This is a genomic window from Streptomyces sp. NPDC045470, assembly GCF_040646595.1.
GTDB lineage: Bacteria > Actinomycetota > Actinomycetes > Streptomycetales > Streptomycetaceae > Streptomyces.
Genome location: NZ_JBEZAN010000001.1, coordinates 764471 through 780643, shown reverse-complemented (window position 1 = coordinate 780643; position 16173 = coordinate 764471). Strand labels below are relative to the sequence as shown.

Annotated in this window: 16 protein-coding genes; 5 read left to right on the top strand and 11 right to left on the bottom strand. The window is 73.0% G+C overall.

Annotated features, from left to right (window positions below):
- Nucleotides 1-2: 2 nt before the first annotated feature.
- Entirely contained in the window at nt 3-899 is an 897-nt protein-coding gene (locus tag AB0A97_RS03425; RefSeq protein ID WP_361143800.1) for a GDSL-type esterase/lipase family protein, read from the bottom strand.
- A gap of 326 nt (nt 900-1225) precedes the next feature.
- On the opposite strand from AB0A97_RS03425, the gene AB0A97_RS03420 reads away from it, so the two are divergent.
- Nucleotides 1226-1720 carry a DUF3145 domain-containing protein gene (locus tag AB0A97_RS03420; RefSeq protein ID WP_030597503.1) on the top strand — a complete coding sequence of 165 codons (495 nt, stop codon included), beginning with the start codon at nt 1226-1228 and terminating at the stop codon, nt 1718-1720.
- An 86-nt stretch (nt 1721-1806) separates the two neighbouring features.
- Nucleotides 1807-2676: an NAD(P)-dependent oxidoreductase gene (locus tag AB0A97_RS03415; RefSeq protein WP_361143797.1), complete on the top strand. Its 870-nt coding sequence runs from the start codon at nt 1807-1809 to the stop codon at nt 2674-2676.
- A gap of 154 nt (nt 2677-2830) precedes the next feature.
- On the opposite strand, the gene AB0A97_RS03410 is transcribed toward AB0A97_RS03415, so the two are convergent.
- The 5 genes from AB0A97_RS03410 to AB0A97_RS03390 form a co-directional block, all read right to left on the bottom strand.
- On the bottom strand, nt 2831-4096 hold the full coding sequence (locus tag AB0A97_RS03410) for a beta-ketoacyl-[acyl-carrier-protein] synthase family protein (RefSeq protein ID WP_361143794.1): 1266 nt from the start codon (nt 4094-4096) through the stop codon (nt 2831-2833).
- 78 nt (nt 4097-4174) lie between these two features.
- On the bottom strand, nt 4175-4423 hold the full coding sequence (locus tag AB0A97_RS03405) for an acyl carrier protein (protein WP_361143792.1): 249 nt from the start codon (nt 4421-4423) through the stop codon (nt 4175-4177).
- Between the two features lie 121 nt (nt 4424-4544).
- Complete coding sequence (locus AB0A97_RS03400) at nt 4545-5591, bottom strand: ketoacyl-ACP synthase III (RefSeq protein ID WP_361143789.1); 1047 nt, start codon at nt 5589-5591, stop codon at nt 4545-4547.
- A gap of 13 nt (nt 5592-5604) precedes the next feature.
- A complete protein-coding gene (locus AB0A97_RS03395) occupies nt 5605-6546 on the bottom strand; it encodes an ACP S-malonyltransferase (RefSeq protein ID WP_361143786.1) in 942 nt (313 codons plus the stop codon).
- A gap of 89 nt (nt 6547-6635) precedes the next feature.
- Nucleotides 6636-7826 carry a helix-turn-helix domain-containing protein gene (locus tag AB0A97_RS03390; RefSeq protein ID WP_361143783.1) on the bottom strand — a complete coding sequence of 397 codons (1191 nt, stop codon included), beginning with the start codon at nt 7824-7826 and terminating at the stop codon, nt 6636-6638.
- A 73-nt stretch (nt 7827-7899) separates the two neighbouring features.
- Between AB0A97_RS03390 and AB0A97_RS03385 the strand changes: the two genes are divergently transcribed.
- Nucleotides 7900-8574 carry a pirin family protein gene (locus tag AB0A97_RS03385; protein ID WP_361143780.1) on the top strand — a complete coding sequence of 225 codons (675 nt, stop codon included), beginning with the start codon at nt 7900-7902 and terminating at the stop codon, nt 8572-8574.
- A 53-nt stretch (nt 8575-8627) separates the two neighbouring features.
- Here AB0A97_RS03385 and AB0A97_RS03380 read toward each other — a convergent pair whose 3' ends face one another.
- Nucleotides 8628-9446 carry a serine hydrolase domain-containing protein gene (locus AB0A97_RS03380; RefSeq protein WP_361143777.1) on the bottom strand — a complete coding sequence of 273 codons (819 nt, stop codon included), beginning with the start codon at nt 9444-9446 and terminating at the stop codon, nt 8628-8630.
- A gap of 226 nt (nt 9447-9672) precedes the next feature.
- On the opposite strand from AB0A97_RS03380, the gene AB0A97_RS03375 reads away from it, so the two are divergent.
- Together AB0A97_RS03375 and AB0A97_RS03370 are read left to right on the top strand one after the other, a co-directional pair.
- Nucleotides 9673-10113 carry a MerR family transcriptional regulator gene (locus AB0A97_RS03375; RefSeq protein WP_361145219.1) on the top strand — a complete coding sequence of 147 codons (441 nt, stop codon included), beginning with the start codon at nt 9673-9675 and terminating at the stop codon, nt 10111-10113.
- A gap of 7 nt (nt 10114-10120) precedes the next feature.
- Nucleotides 10121-11149, top strand: coding sequence for an aldo/keto reductase (locus AB0A97_RS03370; protein WP_361143774.1), 1029 nt, complete (start codon nt 10121-10123; stop codon nt 11147-11149).
- Between the two features lie 136 nt (nt 11150-11285).
- On the opposite strand, the gene AB0A97_RS03365 is transcribed toward AB0A97_RS03370, so the two are convergent.
- From AB0A97_RS03365 to AB0A97_RS03350, 4 genes are all read right to left on the bottom strand, one after another.
- Complete coding sequence (locus AB0A97_RS03365) at nt 11286-12512, bottom strand: acyltransferase (RefSeq protein ID WP_361143771.1); 1227 nt, start codon at nt 12510-12512, stop codon at nt 11286-11288.
- Between the two features lie 72 nt (nt 12513-12584).
- Nucleotides 12585-13751, bottom strand: a complete 1167-nt coding sequence (locus tag AB0A97_RS03360) for an alpha/beta hydrolase (RefSeq protein ID WP_361143768.1) — start codon at nt 13749-13751, stop codon at nt 12585-12587.
- Between the two features lie 236 nt (nt 13752-13987).
- Nucleotides 13988-14668, bottom strand: a complete 681-nt coding sequence (locus AB0A97_RS03355) for a response regulator transcription factor (RefSeq protein WP_030023125.1) — start codon at nt 14666-14668, stop codon at nt 13988-13990.
- Nucleotides 14665-16005 (bottom strand): sensor histidine kinase, encoded by a 1341-nt coding sequence (locus AB0A97_RS03350; RefSeq protein WP_361143764.1) that lies wholly within the window; start codon nt 16003-16005, stop codon nt 14665-14667. The genes AB0A97_RS03355 and AB0A97_RS03350 overlap by 4 nt, the downstream gene beginning before the upstream one ends.
- Nucleotides 16006-16173 lie beyond the last annotated feature (168 nt).

The window sequence follows — 16173 nt, the reverse complement described above, 5'->3', positions numbered from 1 at the left end:
TGCTACGTCCCCTTACGGGTGATCTCCCGGAACGCCATCCGGGCCAGCTCCCGCTGCCCTTCCCGGCCGGGGTGGAACCAGTCCCAGGCGCTCAACTCCGCGCCGGTGAAGCGGAAGTCGAAGACGGACCGGTCGAAGCGGCACAGCGTGTCGCGCTCGCAGACCGACTCCAGGGCCTTGTTGTAGGCCACCACCCGGTCCCGCACGCTCTGCCGGCGGGTGTCCGCGGCCTTCGACAGGTCGTCGGGGTCGCGCAGCATCGAGCCGCACATCCCGAGCTTCCACACTTCCTTGCCCAGCGGATTCTGCCGCCCCTGCGACCACAGCCGCATCAGGTCGGGCACGGCCGCGACGTACACCTGCGTCTTGGGCAGGGCGCGCCGCAGCGCGCGCAGCGACGCCTCGAAGTCGGCGCGGAAGGCGGTCGTCGTGGTCATCGCGCCGACGTCGGTGCGGCAGGCGTCGTTGGCGCCCACCAGGACGGTGACCAGCTCGGGCCGTTTCCGTACGGCCTGCTCGACCTGGGCGGGCAGGTCGCGCATCAGCGCGCCGGTCTTCGCGAAGTTCCAGCTCTGCGTGGCGGGATCCTTCACCAGCCGCCGGGCGACGCTGTTCACTCCCGGGTCCGTGCCGGTGGCCCAGGAGACGGCGGGGCAGTCGGACAGCACCGAGCAGGCGTCGAACCCGGCGGTGATGGAGTCGCCGACCGCGGCCACCGAGGCGGGGTCGGTGCGCCAGGCGGGAGAGGGCTTGGGGGAGCGGCTCGGGGCCGTCCGGCCGCCGTCGTCGGGATCACCGGCGCAGGCCGTCAGGGAGACGGCGAGCGCGGCCGCCGTGAGGGCGGCGGCAGCGGCGGTACGGGCCCGGTTTGGCCGAAAGGGCTGATTGACCGCGGTCATCCCCTGTCCCCCTCCGGCGTGCGAGTGATATCTGTTCCGGTACCGACGGTACGTCACCCCCTGACGCCTGCCGCGCGGTAGCTTGTGCCGTGACCCGTAGGGTCCTCGCCCGACGGCACCGGCACAGTCGGCACGCGTGTATTACATCACGTCATTTACTGTCCCTTTTGCGGCAAATTGGGGCTCATGGTGTTTACTGTAGGTAACCTCGGATGCTGGTGCCGACGTGATCACTGGGGCAGAATGCTTGCAGCTGTCCCGGCCGCGACCGGAACGGGCACGAGGCCGCTGGGGAAGGCGAACCTCGAACCGTACTGGAGGTCCCGGTGACGACACGTGGAGTTCTGTACGTCCACTCCGCACCGCGCGCGCTGTGCCCGCACGTCGAATGGGCCGTCGCGGGCGTCCTCGGTGTGCGCGTCAACCTCGACTGGATCCGCCAGCCGGCGTCCCCCGGCACCTGGAGAGCCGAGTTCTCCTGGCAGGGCGAGGCCGGCACGGCCTCCAAGCTGGCCTCCGCGCTGCGCGGCTGGCACCTGCTGCGCTTCGAGGTGACCGCCGAACCCTGCGCCACCGCCGAGGGCGAGCGCTACAGCGCCACGCCCGAGCTGGGCATCTTTCACGCCGTCACCGGCATCCACGGCGACATCCTGATCCCCGAGGACCGGCTGCGCGCAGCGCTCGCCCGTTCGGCGGGCGGCGAGACCGAGCTGGCGGCCGAGGTCGCCAAGCTGCTCGGCAAGCCCTGGGACGACGAGCTGGAGCCCTTCCGGTACGCGGGTGAGGGCGCCCCGGTCCGCTGGCTGCACCAGGTCGTCTGACCCGCCGCACCAGGCCGCGGGCGGCCGCGGCGGCGCGCCGACGCCGCCCTTGCCCTGGAGCCCGCTCCAGGCCGTAGCGTGCGGACATGCCTGACAAGACCTCAGTGGCGGTGCTCGGCACCGGAATCATGGGCTCGGCGATGGCCCGCAATCTCGCCGGCGCCGGCCTGGACGTCCGCGCCTGGAACCGCACCCGCGCCAAGGCCGAACCCCTGGCCGCCGACGGTGTACGGGTCGTGGACACCCCGGCCGAGGCGGTGGACGGCGCGGACGCCGTCCTGACCGTCCTGCTGGACGGACCGGCCGTCCTGGACGCCGTACGGGCGAGCGCCCCCGCCCTGCGCGCGCGGACCCTCTGGCTCCAGATGAGCACCGTGGGCGCCGACGGAACCGCCCCGCTCGCCGCCCTCGCCCGCGAACACGGCCTGGACCTCGTGGACGCTCCCGTGGTCGGCACGAAGGAACCCGCGGAGGAGGGCCTGCTGACCGTTCTCGCGGCCGGGCCGCAGGACGTACGGGAGCGGGCGGCGCGCATCCTCGACGTCGTCGGACAGCGCACCCTGTGGGTCGACGAGGACGCGTCCTCGGGCGCGGCCAGCCGCCTCAAGCTCGTCGTCAACAGCTGGGTGCTCACCGTCATCAACGGCACGGGCGAGGCGCTGGCCCTCGCCCAGGGACTCGGCGTGGATCCCCGCTCCTTCCTCGAAGCGGTCGAGGGCGGACCGCTCGACCTGCCCTACCTCCGGATGAAGTCGGAGCTGATCCTGTCCGGCGCGTACCCGGCGAGCTTCACGGTCTCCGCCGCGCGCAAGGACGCCCGGCTGGTCGAGGAGGCCGCCGTGGCGGGCGGGGTGCACATGGACCTGGCGGCGGCCGCGGCGGAGCGCTTCCGGCGGGCGGAGGCGCAGGGGCACGGCGACGAGGACGGCGCGGCGGCGTACTACGCCAGCTTCTGAGGCGTACGCGGTCCCGGGTCCCCGGGCACGCGGCAGAGACCGTACGCCCGCCCCCGGGTACGCGGAAGGGGCCGCGCCACACGGCACGGCCCCTTCGCACACCTCACGGCATGGCCCCTTCGCACACCTCACGGACCGGCGGGTCCGGCTCCGGTCACACGGTCCGGAAGGCCAGCACCACGTTGTGACCGCCGAAGCCGAACGAGTCGTTCAGCACCGCGATCGTGCCCTCGGCGGGCAGCGCGCGCTTCTCGTCCCGGACGATGTCCGCGTCGGCCTCGGGGTCGAGGTTCTCGATGTTGATGGTCGGCGGCGCCACCCGGTGGTGGATCGCCAGCACCGAGGCGACGGTCTCCACGCCGCCCGCGCCGCCCAGCAGGTGGCCGGTCATCGACTTGGTGGCGGAGATCGCCATGTGGTCGACGTCGGTGCCGAAGACCTTGCGCAGCGCCTTGATCTCGGCCAGGTCGCCCAGCGGCGTCGAGGTCGCGTGCGCGTTGACGTGCGCGATCTCGGCCGACTTGAGGTCGGTGTTGGCGAGCAGGTTCTGCAGCGCGTGCGCGATGCCGTTACCGGACGGCTCGGGCTGCACGATGTCGTGGCTGTCGGCGGAGATGCCCTGGCCGACGGCCTCGGCGTAGACCTTCGCACCGCGCTTGGCGGCGTGGTCGGCCGACTCCAGGACGATCACGCCGGAGCCCTCGCCGAGCACGAAGCCGTTGCGGTCCGCGTCGTAGGGGCGGGACGCGCCCTGCGGGTCGTCGTTGTTCTTGGACATCGCCATCATGTTGCCGAACGCGGCGATCGGCAGCGGGTGGATGGCCGCCTCCGTACCGCCCGCGACGACGACGTCGGCACGGCCCGTACGGATCATCTCGATGCCGTAGCCGATGGCCTCGGCACCGGAGGCGCAGGCGCTGACCGGGGTGTGCACACCGGCCCGCGCGTTGACCTCCAGGCCGACGTTGGCCGACGGGCTGTTGGGCATCAGCATCGGCACGGTGTGCGGGGAGACGCGGCGAGAGCCCTTCTCCCGCAGGATGTCGTACTGGTTCAGCAGGGTGGTCACGCCGCCGATGCCGGAGGCGATGACCGTGCCGAGCCGGTCCGGGTCCACCGAGGAGTCCTCGCCGGCCCGGGCCTCGAAACCGGCGTCCGCCCACGCCTCACGGGCCGCGATCAGCGCGAGCTGTGCCGAGCGGTCCAGCTTGCGGGCCTGCGCCCGGGGGATGATCTCGCCCGGGTCGACGGCCGCCGCGGCGGCGATGCGGACCGGGAGGTCGGCCGCCCAGTCCTGGTCGAGGGCGGACACGCCGGAACGTCCGGCGAGCATCCCTTCCCAGGTCGAGGCACTGTCGCCACCCAGCGGTGTGGTTGCGCCGATACCGGTGACGACCACGGTGCGATTGGTCGCGTTCACGGAAATTCCTACTCCACAGGTTGAGGGGTTGAGAATCGACGGCGCCACCGCGGGGTGGCGACATGCGCCGGGGCTGGATCAGCCCTGGTGCTTCAGGATGTAATCGGTCGCGTCGCCGACCGTCTTGAGGTTCTTGACGTCGTCGTCGGGGATCTTCACGTCGAAGCGCTCCTCGGCGGCGACGACGACCTCGACCATGGACAGCGAGTCGACGTCCAGGTCGTCGGTGAAGGACTTGTCCAGCTTGACGTCCTCGACGGGGATCCCGGCGATCTCGTTCACGATCTCGGCGAGACCCTTGACGATCTCTTCCTGGGTGGCGGCCATGATGGCGCTCCTTCGGTAATGGGTCGGGGGAACGGTAGAAAGTCTGCAGTTCCGGGGATGTGGACAGGCTCCGCGCGGTCACCGGGACACAAGGTCACCGGTGGTGTCGCGCGAAACTCGCCTAGGGGAGGGTAACGACCGTCGCGGCGTAGACGAGACCCGCCCCGAAGCCGATGACGAGCGCGGTGTCCCCGCTCTTGGCCTGACCGGTCGCCAGCAGCCGCTCCATGGCGAGCGGAATCGAGGCGGCCGAGGTGTTGCCGGTGGTCTCCACGTCACGGGCGACCGTGACGCTCTCCGGCAGCTTCAGAGTCTTCACCATCGAGTCGATGATCCGCATGTTGGCCTGGTGCGGGATGAAGACGTCCAGGTCGTCCGGGCTGACTCCGGCCGCGTCCAGCGCCTGCTGGGCGACCTTCGCCATCTCGAACACCGCCCACCGGAAGACCGCCTGGCCCTCCTGGGTGATGGCGGGGTAGCGGATCTCGTCCAGCGCCACCTGGGCGTCCGGGCCGTTGCCGCCGGGCACCGGGGTGCGGCGGTAGATGTCCCAGCCGAACGTCTGCTTGATCGTCTCGGCCTTGTCGCCCTCCGAGCCCCAGACGGTCGGGCCGATCGCGGGCTCCTTGCCGGGGCCGACGACCACGGCGCCGGCGCCGTCGCCGAAGAGGAACGCGGTGGCCCGGTCCTCCAGGTCGGTCAGGTCCGAGAGCCGCTCGACGCCGATGACGAGCACGTACTCGGCGCTGCCGTCGGTGATCATGCCCTTGGCGAGCGTCAGACCGTAGCCGAATCCGGCGCAACCTGCGGAGATGTCGAACGCGGCGGGCTTGCCCGCGCCGACCTTGTGGGCGATCTCGGTCGCGATGGCCGGGGTCTGCTTGAAGTGCGAGACGGTCGAGACGACCACCGCGCCGATCTGCTCGGGGGTGATCCCGGCGTCCGCGATGGCCTTGCCGGCCGCCTCCACCGACATGGCCGCCACGGTCTCGTCCGGGCCGGCCCAGTGGCGGGTGGCGATGCCGGAGCGCGAGCGGATCCACTCGTCGGAGGAGTCGATGTGCTTGAGGATCTCCTCGTTCGGCACCACACGGGTCGGGCGGTAGCCGCCGACACCCATGATGCGCGCGTGCGCGGCGCCCTTGGCGGGCTTGATCTTCGAGGTCATGCTCTCGGGGCTCCTATTCGGCCTGGGCAGAGTGCTCGGCGATCAGCGTGCGGGCCGCGTCGAGGTCGTCCGGGGTCTTGAGCGCGAGGGTCTGCACACCGGGCAGCGCGCGCTTGGCGATGCCGACGAGGGTGCCGCCGGGGCTCACCTCGATGATGCCGGTGACGCCCAGCTCCTTGAACGTCTCCATGCACAGGTCCCAGCGCACCGGGTTGGCCACCTGGCCCACCAGGCGGCGCACGACGTCCTGCCCGTCGGTGACGACACGGCCGTCCTTGTTCGAGACGTACCGGGTGTGCGGGTCGGCCGGGGTGACCTGCGCGACCGCTGCCTCCAGGGCCGTCACGGCCGGGGCCATGTGCTCGGTGTGGAAGGCGCCGGCGACCTTCAGCGGTACGACGCGGCGGGTGCCCTCGGGCTTGTCCGCGGCCAGCGCGGCGAGCTGCTCGGCGGTGCCCGCGGCGACGATCTGGCCCGCGCCGTTGACGTTCGCGGGGGTCAGGCCCAGCTTCTCCAGGTGCGGCAGGACGACGTCCTGCTCGCCGCCGAGGAGGGCGGCCATGCCCGTCTCGGTGACGGCGGCGGCCTCGGCCATGGCCAGGCCCCGCTTGCGTACCAGCGTCAGCGCGTCGTCCTCGGAGAGCACGCCGGTCAGGGCCGCGGCGGCCAGTTCGCCGACGCTGTGCCCGGCGGCGGCGCCGACCAGCCGGGACACGTCCCCCGGGGTCGCGAAGAGCTGCCGGGCGGACACCAGGGAGGCCGCGACCAGCAGCGGCTGTGCCACCGCGGTGTCGCGGATCTCGTCCGCGTCCGCGTTCGTGCCGTAGTGGACCAGATCCAGGTCGATGGCGGCCGACCACGCGCGGAGCCGGTCTTCGACACCGGGGAGGTCGAGCCAGGGGGTCAGGAAGCCGGGCGCCTGAGCGCCTTGGCCGGGAGCGACGAGTACGAGCACCCTCACACTCTCTCTTGTGGGAGGTCCCGCCCGCCCGTGGGGACAGGGACGAAGAACCATCAGGGGAATTGTCGGTGTTCTACAAAAGTCTAGAGTTGGCCGTCCCTGTCGGCCAGACGCCCCAGGATCAGCGCGATGCGCAGCGTGAAGGCGGAGCGTACGTCCGAAGGTGACCATCCGGTGACGTCGGTCACACGTCGCAGCCGGTAGCGCACGGTGTTGGGGTGCACGAAGAGCATCCGCGCCGCGCCCTCCAGGCTGCTGGCTTGTTCCAGATACACGCTCAGCGTCTCCAGGAGCGCCGAGCCTGCCTCCTCCAGCGGTCTGTAGATCTCCTCCACCAGTTGCTCACGCGCCGCCGGGTCGGACGCCATCGCCCGCTCCGGCAGCAGGTCGTCGGACAGTACGGGACGGGGAGCGTCCGGCCAAGCGGCACATGCCTTCAGTCCCGCCGCGGCGGCCTGCGCGGAGCGGGTCGCGGCCAGCAGGTCGGCCACCACCGGCCCGGCCACCACCGGGCCCGCGGCGAATGGCCCGATCAGGGCTTTCGCCGCCTTGAGCGGGTCGTCCGAGCCACCCGCGATGACGACCAGACGGCTGCCCAGGACGCCGGTGAGCACCTGGAGCTTGGCGTGCCGGGACGCGCGGCGGATGGCTTCCACCGTCAGCTCGCTGTCCCCGTCGGGGGCCGTACCCAGCACAACGCACACATGTTCGGGAGAATTCCAGCCGAGCGCGGCGGCCCGCGAGATCGCCCCCTCGTCCGCCTCCCCGGAGAGCACCGCGTTGACCACCAGCGACTCCAGCCGCGCGTCCCACGCGCCCCGGGCCTCGGCGGCCTGCGCGTACACCTGGGCGGTGGCGAAGGCGATCTCCCGCGCGTAGACGAGCAGCGCCTCGCGCAGCACGCCCTCGTCCCCGGGGGCCGCCACGTCGTCGATCGCCGCCTCCATGACCTCGATGGTCGTACGGACCATCTCGACGGTCTGGCGCAAAGTGATCGCCCGGGTCAGCTCGCGCGGCGCCGTTCCGAACACGTCGGTACTGATGGCCTGCGGCGTCTCCGGATGCCGGAACCACTCGGTGAAGGCCGCGATGCCCGCCTGGGCGACCAGCCCGATCCAGGAGCGGTTCTCCGGCGGCATGGCGCGGTACCACGGCAGCTGCGCGTCCATGCGGGCGATGGCGTTGGCAGCCAGCTTTCCCGACGACTTCTCCAGGCGGCGGAGGGTCGCGGTGTGCGGATGCGGGTGCGGGTCGCGCGATGCGGGTTCAGACACGGGGACAAGCCTGCCTTATCGGGGCGGTGTGATGGCGCGGTGGGCTCTCGGGGGCGGGGGCTACGGTGGTCGGGTGATCCAGGTACACAGAGGCGACGAACGCTATCCGGGCGGTGACGCGGCGGCCGGCATCGAGACCCGGCACGCCTTCTCCTTCGGCCCGCACTACGACCCGGACAATCTGCGCTTCGGCCCGCTCGTCGCGTGCAACGAGGAACGGCTGGCGCCCGGCGCCGGTTTCGACGAGCACCCGCACCGCGACACCGAGATCGTCACCTGGGTCGTCGAGGGGGAGCTGACCCACCGCGACTCCACCACCGGCCACGAGACGGTGGTGCGGCCCGGCGACGTGCAGCGGCTCAGCTCGGCGGGCGGTGTGCGGCACGAGGAGCGCAACGGCGGCGCCGGGCCGCTGCGGTTCGTGCAGATGTGGCTCGCGCCCACCGCGCCCGGCGGCGAGCCGGAGTACGAGGTGGTGCGCGGCATCGCCGACGGCACGCCGTACGCGCTGCCCGGGGCCGCGTCGATGCTGCACGTACGACGGCTGGCCGACGGCGAACGGTCCGCCGTACCGGACGCGCCGCGGATGTACGTGCACGTCGTGCGCGGCGCGGTCCGGCTGGCCGGCGAGCGCCTGGCGGCCGGCGACGCGGCGCGGATCACGGACGCGGCGGATCTGGAACTGGCCGCCGAGGGCGCCGCCGAGTGCCTGCTGTGGGAGATGCCGGGCGAACCGTCGTACGGCTGAGGGGGCGGCGGGCCGCCGTACGAGCCGGGCCCCCGCGGCATCGCTGCGCGTGTTCAGCGCAGCTCGGCGAGGATCGCGTCCGTGAGCGGCGGCCACGCCTCGATCGCCCAGGGGCCGAAGGCCCGGTCGGCCAGCGCGACACAGGCCGCGCCCGCGTCCGGGTCCACCCACAGGAACGTGCCCGACTGGCCGAAGTGCCCGAACGTGCGCGGCGAGGACGAAGCGCCCGTCCAGTGCGGCGACTTGCCGTCCCGGATCTCGAAGCCCAGGCCCCAGTCGTTCGGGTTCTGCATCCCGTAGCCGGGCAGCACACCGCGTACGCCGGGGAAGACCACCGACGTCGCCTCGGCGAGCGTCTGCGGCGCCAGCAGCCGCGGCGCGAGGAGTTCGGCGCCGAAGCGGGCCATGTCGGCGGCGGTCGAGACGCCGTCCTTGGCGGGCGAGCCGGGCAGGTCGGTGGCGGCCATGCCGAGCGGTTCGAGGACCGCCTCGCGCAGGTACTGCGGGAAGGGGATGTCGGTGGCCTTGGCGATGTGGTCGCCGAGCGCCTCGAAGCCCGCGTTCGAGTACAGCCGGCGCTCGCCCGGCGCGGCCTGCACCCGGTCCTCGTCGAAGGCCAGCCCGCCGGTGTGCGCGAGCAGGTGGCGGACGGTCGAGCCCGGCGGCCCGGCCGGTTCGTCCAGCTCCACCGCCCCTTCCTCGACGGCGAGCAGCGCGGCGTACGCGGCGAGCGGCTTGGTGACCGAGGCCAGCGGGAAGCGGTGCTCCTGGGGACCGTACGATCCGGCCACCGTCCCGTCGGTCCGTACGACAGCGACGGCCGCGGTCGGCACCGGCCAGTTCTCGATCATCCGAAGGCTCTGCAAGGGCATGGCCACGAGCCTAACGCTCCGGGTGGCGGGGCCGGGACGGACGGGGGCGGGAGGGCGACCGGCCGCGGATCTCCTCAAGACCGGGTCAAGTCTTCGCTTGCTTGGAGTGCACTCCAAGTCTCTAGCGTTGAAGCCGTCGTGAGAGATCCGGAGAAAACGTTCCGGCGACGGGACGACCGGCAACTACGGGAGGCGCGGCATGACAGTGACGGCGACGGACCGGACGATGGCGGAACCGGTACGGCCGACGGCCTGCAAAGGACGGGTTCTGCACCCGCGGCCGACCGGCCGCGACCAGTACACGATCAGCGAGGTCGCCGAGCACACCGGCCTGAGCGCCCACACCCTGCGCTGGTACGAAAGGATCGGGCTGATGCCGCACGTGGACCGTACGCACACGGGCCAGCGCCGCTTCAGCAACCGCGACCTGGACTGGCTGGACCTGGTGACCAAGCTCCGCCTGACCGGCATGCCGGTCGCGGACATGGTCCGCTACGCCGAACTGGTACGCGAGGGCGGGCACACCTTCCCCGAGCGGGAACGGCTGCTGACCGCGCACCGTGAGGACGTACGGCAGCGGATCGCCGAGCTGCAGAGCACGCTCCAGGTCCTCGACTACAAGATCGACGTTTACGCCGACGCCCGCCGGGCGTCGGAGAGAGTCTGAGGACGGCATGACCACAGAGAACATCGGCACCGTTCAGCTGGGCGCCTCCGGACCGCTGGTCGGTGTCCAGGGGCTCGGCTGCATGGGCATGAGCTTCGCGTACGGCCCGACGGACGACGAGGGCGAGGCGCGGGCCACGCTGGAGCGGGCGCTCGAACTGGGCGTGACGCTCTACGACACCGCCGACATGTACGGCATGGGCCGCAACGAGGAGTTCATAGCCCCGTTCGTCCGGGCGCACCGCGACGAGGTCGTGGTGGCGACGAAGTTCGCCATCACCGCGGACCCGGCCGACCCGCTGAACCCGGCCAAGCGGGTCATCCGCAACGACCGCCCCTACATCCGCGAGGCCGTCGAGGCGAGCCTGCGCCGCCTGGGCGTCGACGTGATCGACCTGTACTACATGCACCGCCGCGACCCGGCCGTCCCCATCGAGGACACGGTCGGCGCGATGGCCGAGCTGGTGGCCGAGGGCAAGGTCAAGCACCTGGGCCTGAGCGAGGTCACCGGCGGCGAACTGCGCGCGGCCCAGGGCGTCCACCCGATCGCGGCCGTGCAGTCGGAGTGGTCGCTGTTCAGCCGGGACGTGGAGAACGGCGTGGTGCCGGCCGCGCGCGAACTCGGCGTCGGCTTCGTGCCGTACTCGCCGCTCGGCCGCGGCTTCCTGACCGGCTCGTTCGTCAGCGCCGACAAGGAACTGACCGACGACGACTTCCGCCGCCGGCAGCCCCGCTTCACCGGCGACAACGCGAAGGCCAACGCGGCTCTGCTGGAGCCGGTCCGTGAGGTCGCCGCGGCCCACGGGGCCTCGCTCGGGCAGGTCGCGCTGGCCTGGGTGCAGCAGCAGGCGCAGGTGCACGGCCTGGCGGTGGTGCCGATCCCGGGGACGCGCAAGCGCAGCCGGGTCGAGGAGAACACGGCCGCCACGCACCTCGTGCTCACCGAGGCGGAGCTGGCGCTGCTGGCGCCCGTCGCGGGCAAGGTCGCGGGCGACCGGTACGCGGACATGTCGTTCACCTCGGCGGGCCGGGAGTAACCCCGCACGCGCGGCGGGCGGAGCCGTCCCCCGATCGGCTCCGCCCGCCGCGTCTCCCGCGCCCGCGCCGGGGCTCAGGTCGTGTCGTGTGGAGCAGCCAGGCGCCGCGGGCCCAGGCTGCTCCGAAAGACGCGCCCTAGGCGAGCCCCAGCGCGAACACCGCGAAGGCCGCCGCCAGGGTCCCCGCCACGGCCCGCCGGGCCGCCGTGACGCCGGTCCACGGCGCCTCGAAACGGCGGGTCAGGCGGCCGATGAGCAGCAGCGCCACGGCGAAGACCGGCAGCCAGGCGAGGCGGGCCAGGACCCAGCCGGCGGTGTCCGGCGCGGTGGTGAGACCGGGCACGGCACCGAGGAAGGACGCGGGGACGGCCGCCGAGAACATCGCCGTCTGATGCCAGCACAGCACCGTCATCGCACAGAGATTGACGACGACCACGGGCGCCCAGAGAGCAGGACGGCGCAGCAGCCGGGCGATACGGTCGCGCAGCAGGATCGCGGCGCCGGACTGGGCCGCGGCCAGCGCGAGGACCAGCAGCGACGGCGGGTGCGAGTTCGTACGGTCCTGGCCCGGGACGCCGACCATGCTGGCCGGGTAGTGGAAGAACAGCAGCAGCGCGGCGAACAGGGCGGTACCACCGAGCAGCAGCATCCAAGCGGCCCGCCTGCCCAGCCGCTTCTCCCCCCAGGCGACGCCGAGTTGGTACGCGAACATCCAGCCCGGCAGCAGGTTCAGCAGACTCAGCCACGACGGCATCGCGTCGGCGTACGGCCCGTACCGCAGGAAGTCGACGACGGCGACGGCGCCCAGCAGCGGCGCCGCGGCCCAGACGCCCAGGCGGCGCGCCGCGCGGACGCAGTACGGCGTGAGCGCGGTGATGCCCGCGTAGACGCCGACGAACCACAGGGGCTGGATGACCAGCGTCGCGCCCGTACGGAGCGTCGCCTCGGGCACGCCGAGCGTGGACAGTACGGGGATCAGCGCCGCCCAGACGGCGGTCACCCCGAGGACGGGGCGGCCCAGCCGGGCCAGCCGGGCCCGCAGCCAGTGCCCCGTCGACTCCCCGCGCGCGGCGGCCCGGTGGAAGGACAGCACCGAGGCGTACCCGCCGACCAGGAAGAAGATGCCGAGCATCTGGAGCACCCAGCTCGCGGGCGCCAGGCCGGCGAAGGAGGACAGGGGACTCGCGTTGTGCAATGCGCCGCCGGGGTCGAGGGTGAAACCGCCGAGCAGCCAGTGCCCGGTCGGCACGGCGAGCAGCGCGAGGGCGCGCAGGCCGTCGACGGCACGGTCGCGGTGGGCGGGGGTGCGGCCCTCGATGGTGCGGACGGCCTTGCGGACGGGAGCCAGGAGTGGGGCGGCCATGAGGGCCTCCTTCGGAGGAGGTTCGGTCGGGGAGGAAGCGTGGTGGGGGCGGGGCGCGTACGGCACCGGCCGTCAGCGCACCCGGTCGTAGCGGCCGAGCGCGATGTCGGCGAAGTTGCGCAGCGAGTCGGTGCCGGGCGCGAGATAGCCGGTGTGCCCCTCGGCCGTCCTGGCGGGCACCCGGCGCGCGCCGAACTCCGGGTCCGTCGGGTCCGTACCGTGCCCCAGGCCCAGGAACTCGACGTTCGGCACGTTGCCGATCCAGTCGGAGGCGTCCCGGGCGGCCCACACCCGGGCGGTGGTGTGCAGGGCCGCCACACTGTCCGTGCGCATCCCGGGGGAGCCGAAGACGATGAGGTCCGCGATCCGCCCCGGCTCCAGCAGCGGTACGGCCTGGGCGCACACCACCGTGCCGTAGCTGTGGCACAGCAGGGCGGGAGCCCGGACGCCGGCGGCGGCCAGCCCGTCCAGGAAGCGGGCCAGGCGCGGGGCACCGGCCTCCGCCAGGCGGCCGGTCGCGGCGTCCGGGCCCAGACCGACCGGCGTGGTGTAGCCGGTCCAGGCGATCGCGGCCGTACGGACACCGGGTGCTTCGGCGGCCATCCGGGCCCGCAGCGACTTCGCCATGCCGGACGGCGTGCCGTACGGGTCGCGTGCGCGGTCGGACGAGGACAGGTCGATGTCCGAGCCCGGCACGAACACCGACGTACGCCGCGCCGCCACCAGGTCACCGAACACCTCGGCCACCTGGCCGCGGCCGCGCGGGTCGAAGGCGATTATCTGGCGGCCGGGGCGCGAGAGTTCGGTGTACCGGTCGGCCAGCCGGCGGGCCTCCTGGTGGTCCTGGAGGGTGCCGGCCGGATCGGTGGCACGGGCCGCCTGCCGGTCGCGTTCCGCCGTCAGCGCGAGGGCGTTGGCGCGGTAGCGCAGGGCCACCGGCGCGCCGTCCAGATTGCCCACGGTCAACGGGTGACGGGCCGCCAGCTCCTGCCGCTGGGCCTCGCTCAGCGCGGCGAAGAAGCGGGCGACCTGCGCCGGGGTGGCGGTCGCCGGGTCCGGCAGCCGCTTGCCCAGCGTGTGGTCGGCGCGCCAGGCGGCGGCGCCCGGCGCGGGCCCGGTGACGGCCTCCTGGGTGGACCCCGCCGCCCAGCCGCCGGTGCCGCCGACGACCACCGCCGCCAGCGTGAGCGCGACGAGCGTGCGCCTACCGCGTGGGGTGAACCGGCGCAGCAAGGACATGGTGGGGTCTCCCTCTTCCGTTGGCGTGACGGAGGGAAACGTAGAAAGCGGGTGGGTGACACGGCGTCACACCGCGGGGCCAACTGTCCGCTGATACCGGGGTAGGGGGTGCCTGACCTGCTCGTCCTTCAGCACGACCGGCCACCCCCAGGACCTTGAGGGGGTTACCCCCACCCCGCCCGCCCCCATCGGCCCGTACTCCGGCGGGACCGCCCTGGGGGCGTGGCGGAGTCCGGTCAGTTCACGCCCGGTGACACCAGCCCCGACTCGTACGCGAAGATCACGGCCTGCGCGCGGTCGCGCAGCTCCAGCTTGGCCAGCACCCGGCCGATGTGGGTCTTCACGGTCTGCTCGGCGAGCACCAGCGCCTCCGCGATCTCCTGGTTCGACAGGCCGCGGGCGATCAGTTCCAGAACCTCGGTCTCGCGCGGGGTCAGCCCGTTGAGCCGCAGCGCGGTCCGGTCCTTGCGCGGTGCGGGCCGCTGCCGGGCGAAGTCGGCGATCAACCGCCGCGTCACGGACGGCGCGAGCAGCGCCTCACCCGCCGCCACCACCCGTACCGCCGAGATCAGGTCGGCCGGCGGCGCGTCCTTCAGCAGGAACCCCGACGCCCCCGCCCGCAGCGCCTCGTACACGTAGTCGTCCACGTCGAACGTGGTGAGCATCAGCACCTTCGGCCGGTGCACGACGCCGGGCGGCGGGTCCAGGAGCTGCCGGGCCGCCTCCAGCCCGTCCATCTCCGGCATCCGTACGTCCATCAGCACCACGTCCGGGTGCGTACGGCGGCTCAGTTCGACGCCTTGCACGCCGTCCGGCGCGTCACCGACGACGTCGATGTCGCTCTGCGCGGCGAGCAGCGCGGCGAAGCCGGCGCGCACCATGGCCTGGTCGTCGACGATGATCACCCGAGTGGTCATGCGGGATGGCGGTCCTTTGCTGTCATGGGGAGTTGGGCGGCGACGCGGAAGCCGCCGTCGGGCAGGGGCCCGGTGTCCAGGGTGCCGTCCACCAGCCGCACGCGCTCGCGCATGCCGACCAGACCGTGTCCCGTACCGGAGGTCTCCAGCGGCGCGGCGACGCGCGGCGGGGCGTTGTTGACGACCAGGACGGTCAGCCGGCCGCCGGCCTCGTCGGCCGTGACCGAGACGCGGGTCTGCGCGCCCGGCGCGTGCCGTACGACGTTGGCCAGCGCCTCCTGCACGATGCGGTACGCCGACAGGTCCACCGCGGGTGCCAGGGCCACCGGCCCGTCGGGCAGCGCCAACTCGACCGGCACCCCCGCCCGCACCGTCCCCTCGACCAGCTTCGGCAACTGCGCCAGACCGGGCTGCGGCGCCTTCTCCGGACCGCCGTGCCGCTCCGTCTCCTCGCTGCGCAGCACGCCCAGCAGCCGCCGCATCTCGGCCAGCGACTCGCGCGCCGTGGCGGCGATCGTGCTGAACTCCTCCTGGGCGGCCTCCGGGATGCCGCTGATCCGGTACGGCGCGCTGGCGGCCTGGACCGTGATCACCGACATGTGGTGGGCGACGACGTCGTGCAGCTCGCGGGCGATCCGGGTGCGCTCCTCCAGCAGGGTGCGCATGGCACGCTCCGCCTCGCTGATGTTCTCCTGCTCGATCAGCTTGCGCTGGGCCGCCCCGCGCTCCCGGAGCGCGCCGCCGACCAGCAGAAGGAGGCCGGAGAGGACGAACATCAGCACCCAGGTGCCGTCGCTGCGGGCCGGCCGGACCAGCTCGAAGAGGACGCTCACGGCGCCGGTCGCCCCCCAGACGGCGATCAGCGTGCGGCGCCGCTCGCGCAGCGAGAGCGCCAGCATCAGCACGAGGTAGCCGATGATGACCGTGGCCGGCCAGGGCCAGGCGCGGCCCTCTCCCGCCGGCGCGGCGGCCAGCGCGATGCCTCCGAGGACGTCCGCCGCGAAGATCACCCACCATGCCTGGAGCGGTCGGGTCACCGCGAGCAGCAGCGGCACGGTCTGAGCGGTGGCCAGCGCTCCGGCCGGGCCGCCGCTGAGCCCGTAGTCGTGCGTGAGCACGTTCACCGTCGAGGGCAGCAGGGAGACCATGAAGGTGAAGGCGACCACGTAAGGCAGCAGGCGCAGCCAGCGGTTGTGCACCTGGCCGAAGAGCGCGGCGCCGGGGCCGGTCGGCCTCCCGAGGTCCTCGGCGAGGGTGCGCAGCGCCTGCCGCCCGGCCCGCAGGACGCGGGTGCGGGTGGCCGGGCGGTCGCCGGTGGGGCGTGGTGTGGTCTGCATGACCTGATCAGCGTAAGCGGCGGCCGGGGGCCGGGGCGTCATACCGGGGGTGGCCTCCGCCGTCATACCCCGGTACGGGGGGCCGGGGCCCGCCCCGGTGGCGGGAGCCCGGGTGGCGTTCCCTGGCAGGACTGCGGGCGCCCCTCCCGGCCCGGCGTCGCTACAGCT

What these genes read in the sequence shown, in the direction of transcription:
- AB0A97_RS03425 (WP_361143800.1), bottom strand. Translation starts at nt 899, where the DNA reads ATGACCGCGGTCAATCAGCCCTTTCGGCCAAACCGGGCCCGTACCGCC.
- AB0A97_RS03415 (WP_361143797.1), top strand. Translation starts at nt 1,807, where the DNA reads ATGCCTGACAAGACCTCAGTGGCGGTGCTCGGCACCGGAATCATGGGC.
- AB0A97_RS03405 (WP_361143792.1), bottom strand. Translation starts at nt 4,423, where the DNA reads ATGGCCGCCACCCAGGAAGAGATCGTCAAGGGTCTCGCCGAGATCGTG.
- AB0A97_RS03400 (WP_361143789.1), bottom strand. Translation starts at nt 5,591, where the DNA reads ATGACCTCGAAGATCAAGCCCGCCAAGGGCGCCGCGCACGCGCGCATC.
- AB0A97_RS03380 (WP_361143777.1), bottom strand. Translation starts at nt 9,446, where the DNA reads ATGCCCTTGCAGAGCCTTCGGATGATCGAGAACTGGCCGGTGCCGACC.
- AB0A97_RS03375 (WP_361145219.1), top strand. Translation starts at nt 9,673, where the DNA reads ATGGCGGAACCGGTACGGCCGACGGCCTGCAAAGGACGGGTTCTGCAC.
- AB0A97_RS03370 (WP_361143774.1), top strand. Translation starts at nt 10,121, where the DNA reads ATGACCACAGAGAACATCGGCACCGTTCAGCTGGGCGCCTCCGGACCG.
- AB0A97_RS03365 (WP_361143771.1), bottom strand. Translation starts at nt 12,512, where the DNA reads ATGGCCGCCCCACTCCTGGCTCCCGTCCGCAAGGCCGTCCGCACCATC.
- AB0A97_RS03360 (WP_361143768.1), bottom strand. Translation starts at nt 13,751, where the DNA reads ATGTCCTTGCTGCGCCGGTTCACCCCACGCGGTAGGCGCACGCTCGTC.
- AB0A97_RS03355 (WP_030023125.1), bottom strand. Translation starts at nt 14,668, where the DNA reads ATGACCACTCGGGTGATCATCGTCGACGACCAGGCCATGGTGCGCGCC.
- AB0A97_RS03350 (WP_361143764.1), bottom strand. Translation starts at nt 16,005, where the DNA reads ATGCAGACCACACCACGCCCCACCGGCGACCGCCCGGCCACCCGCACC.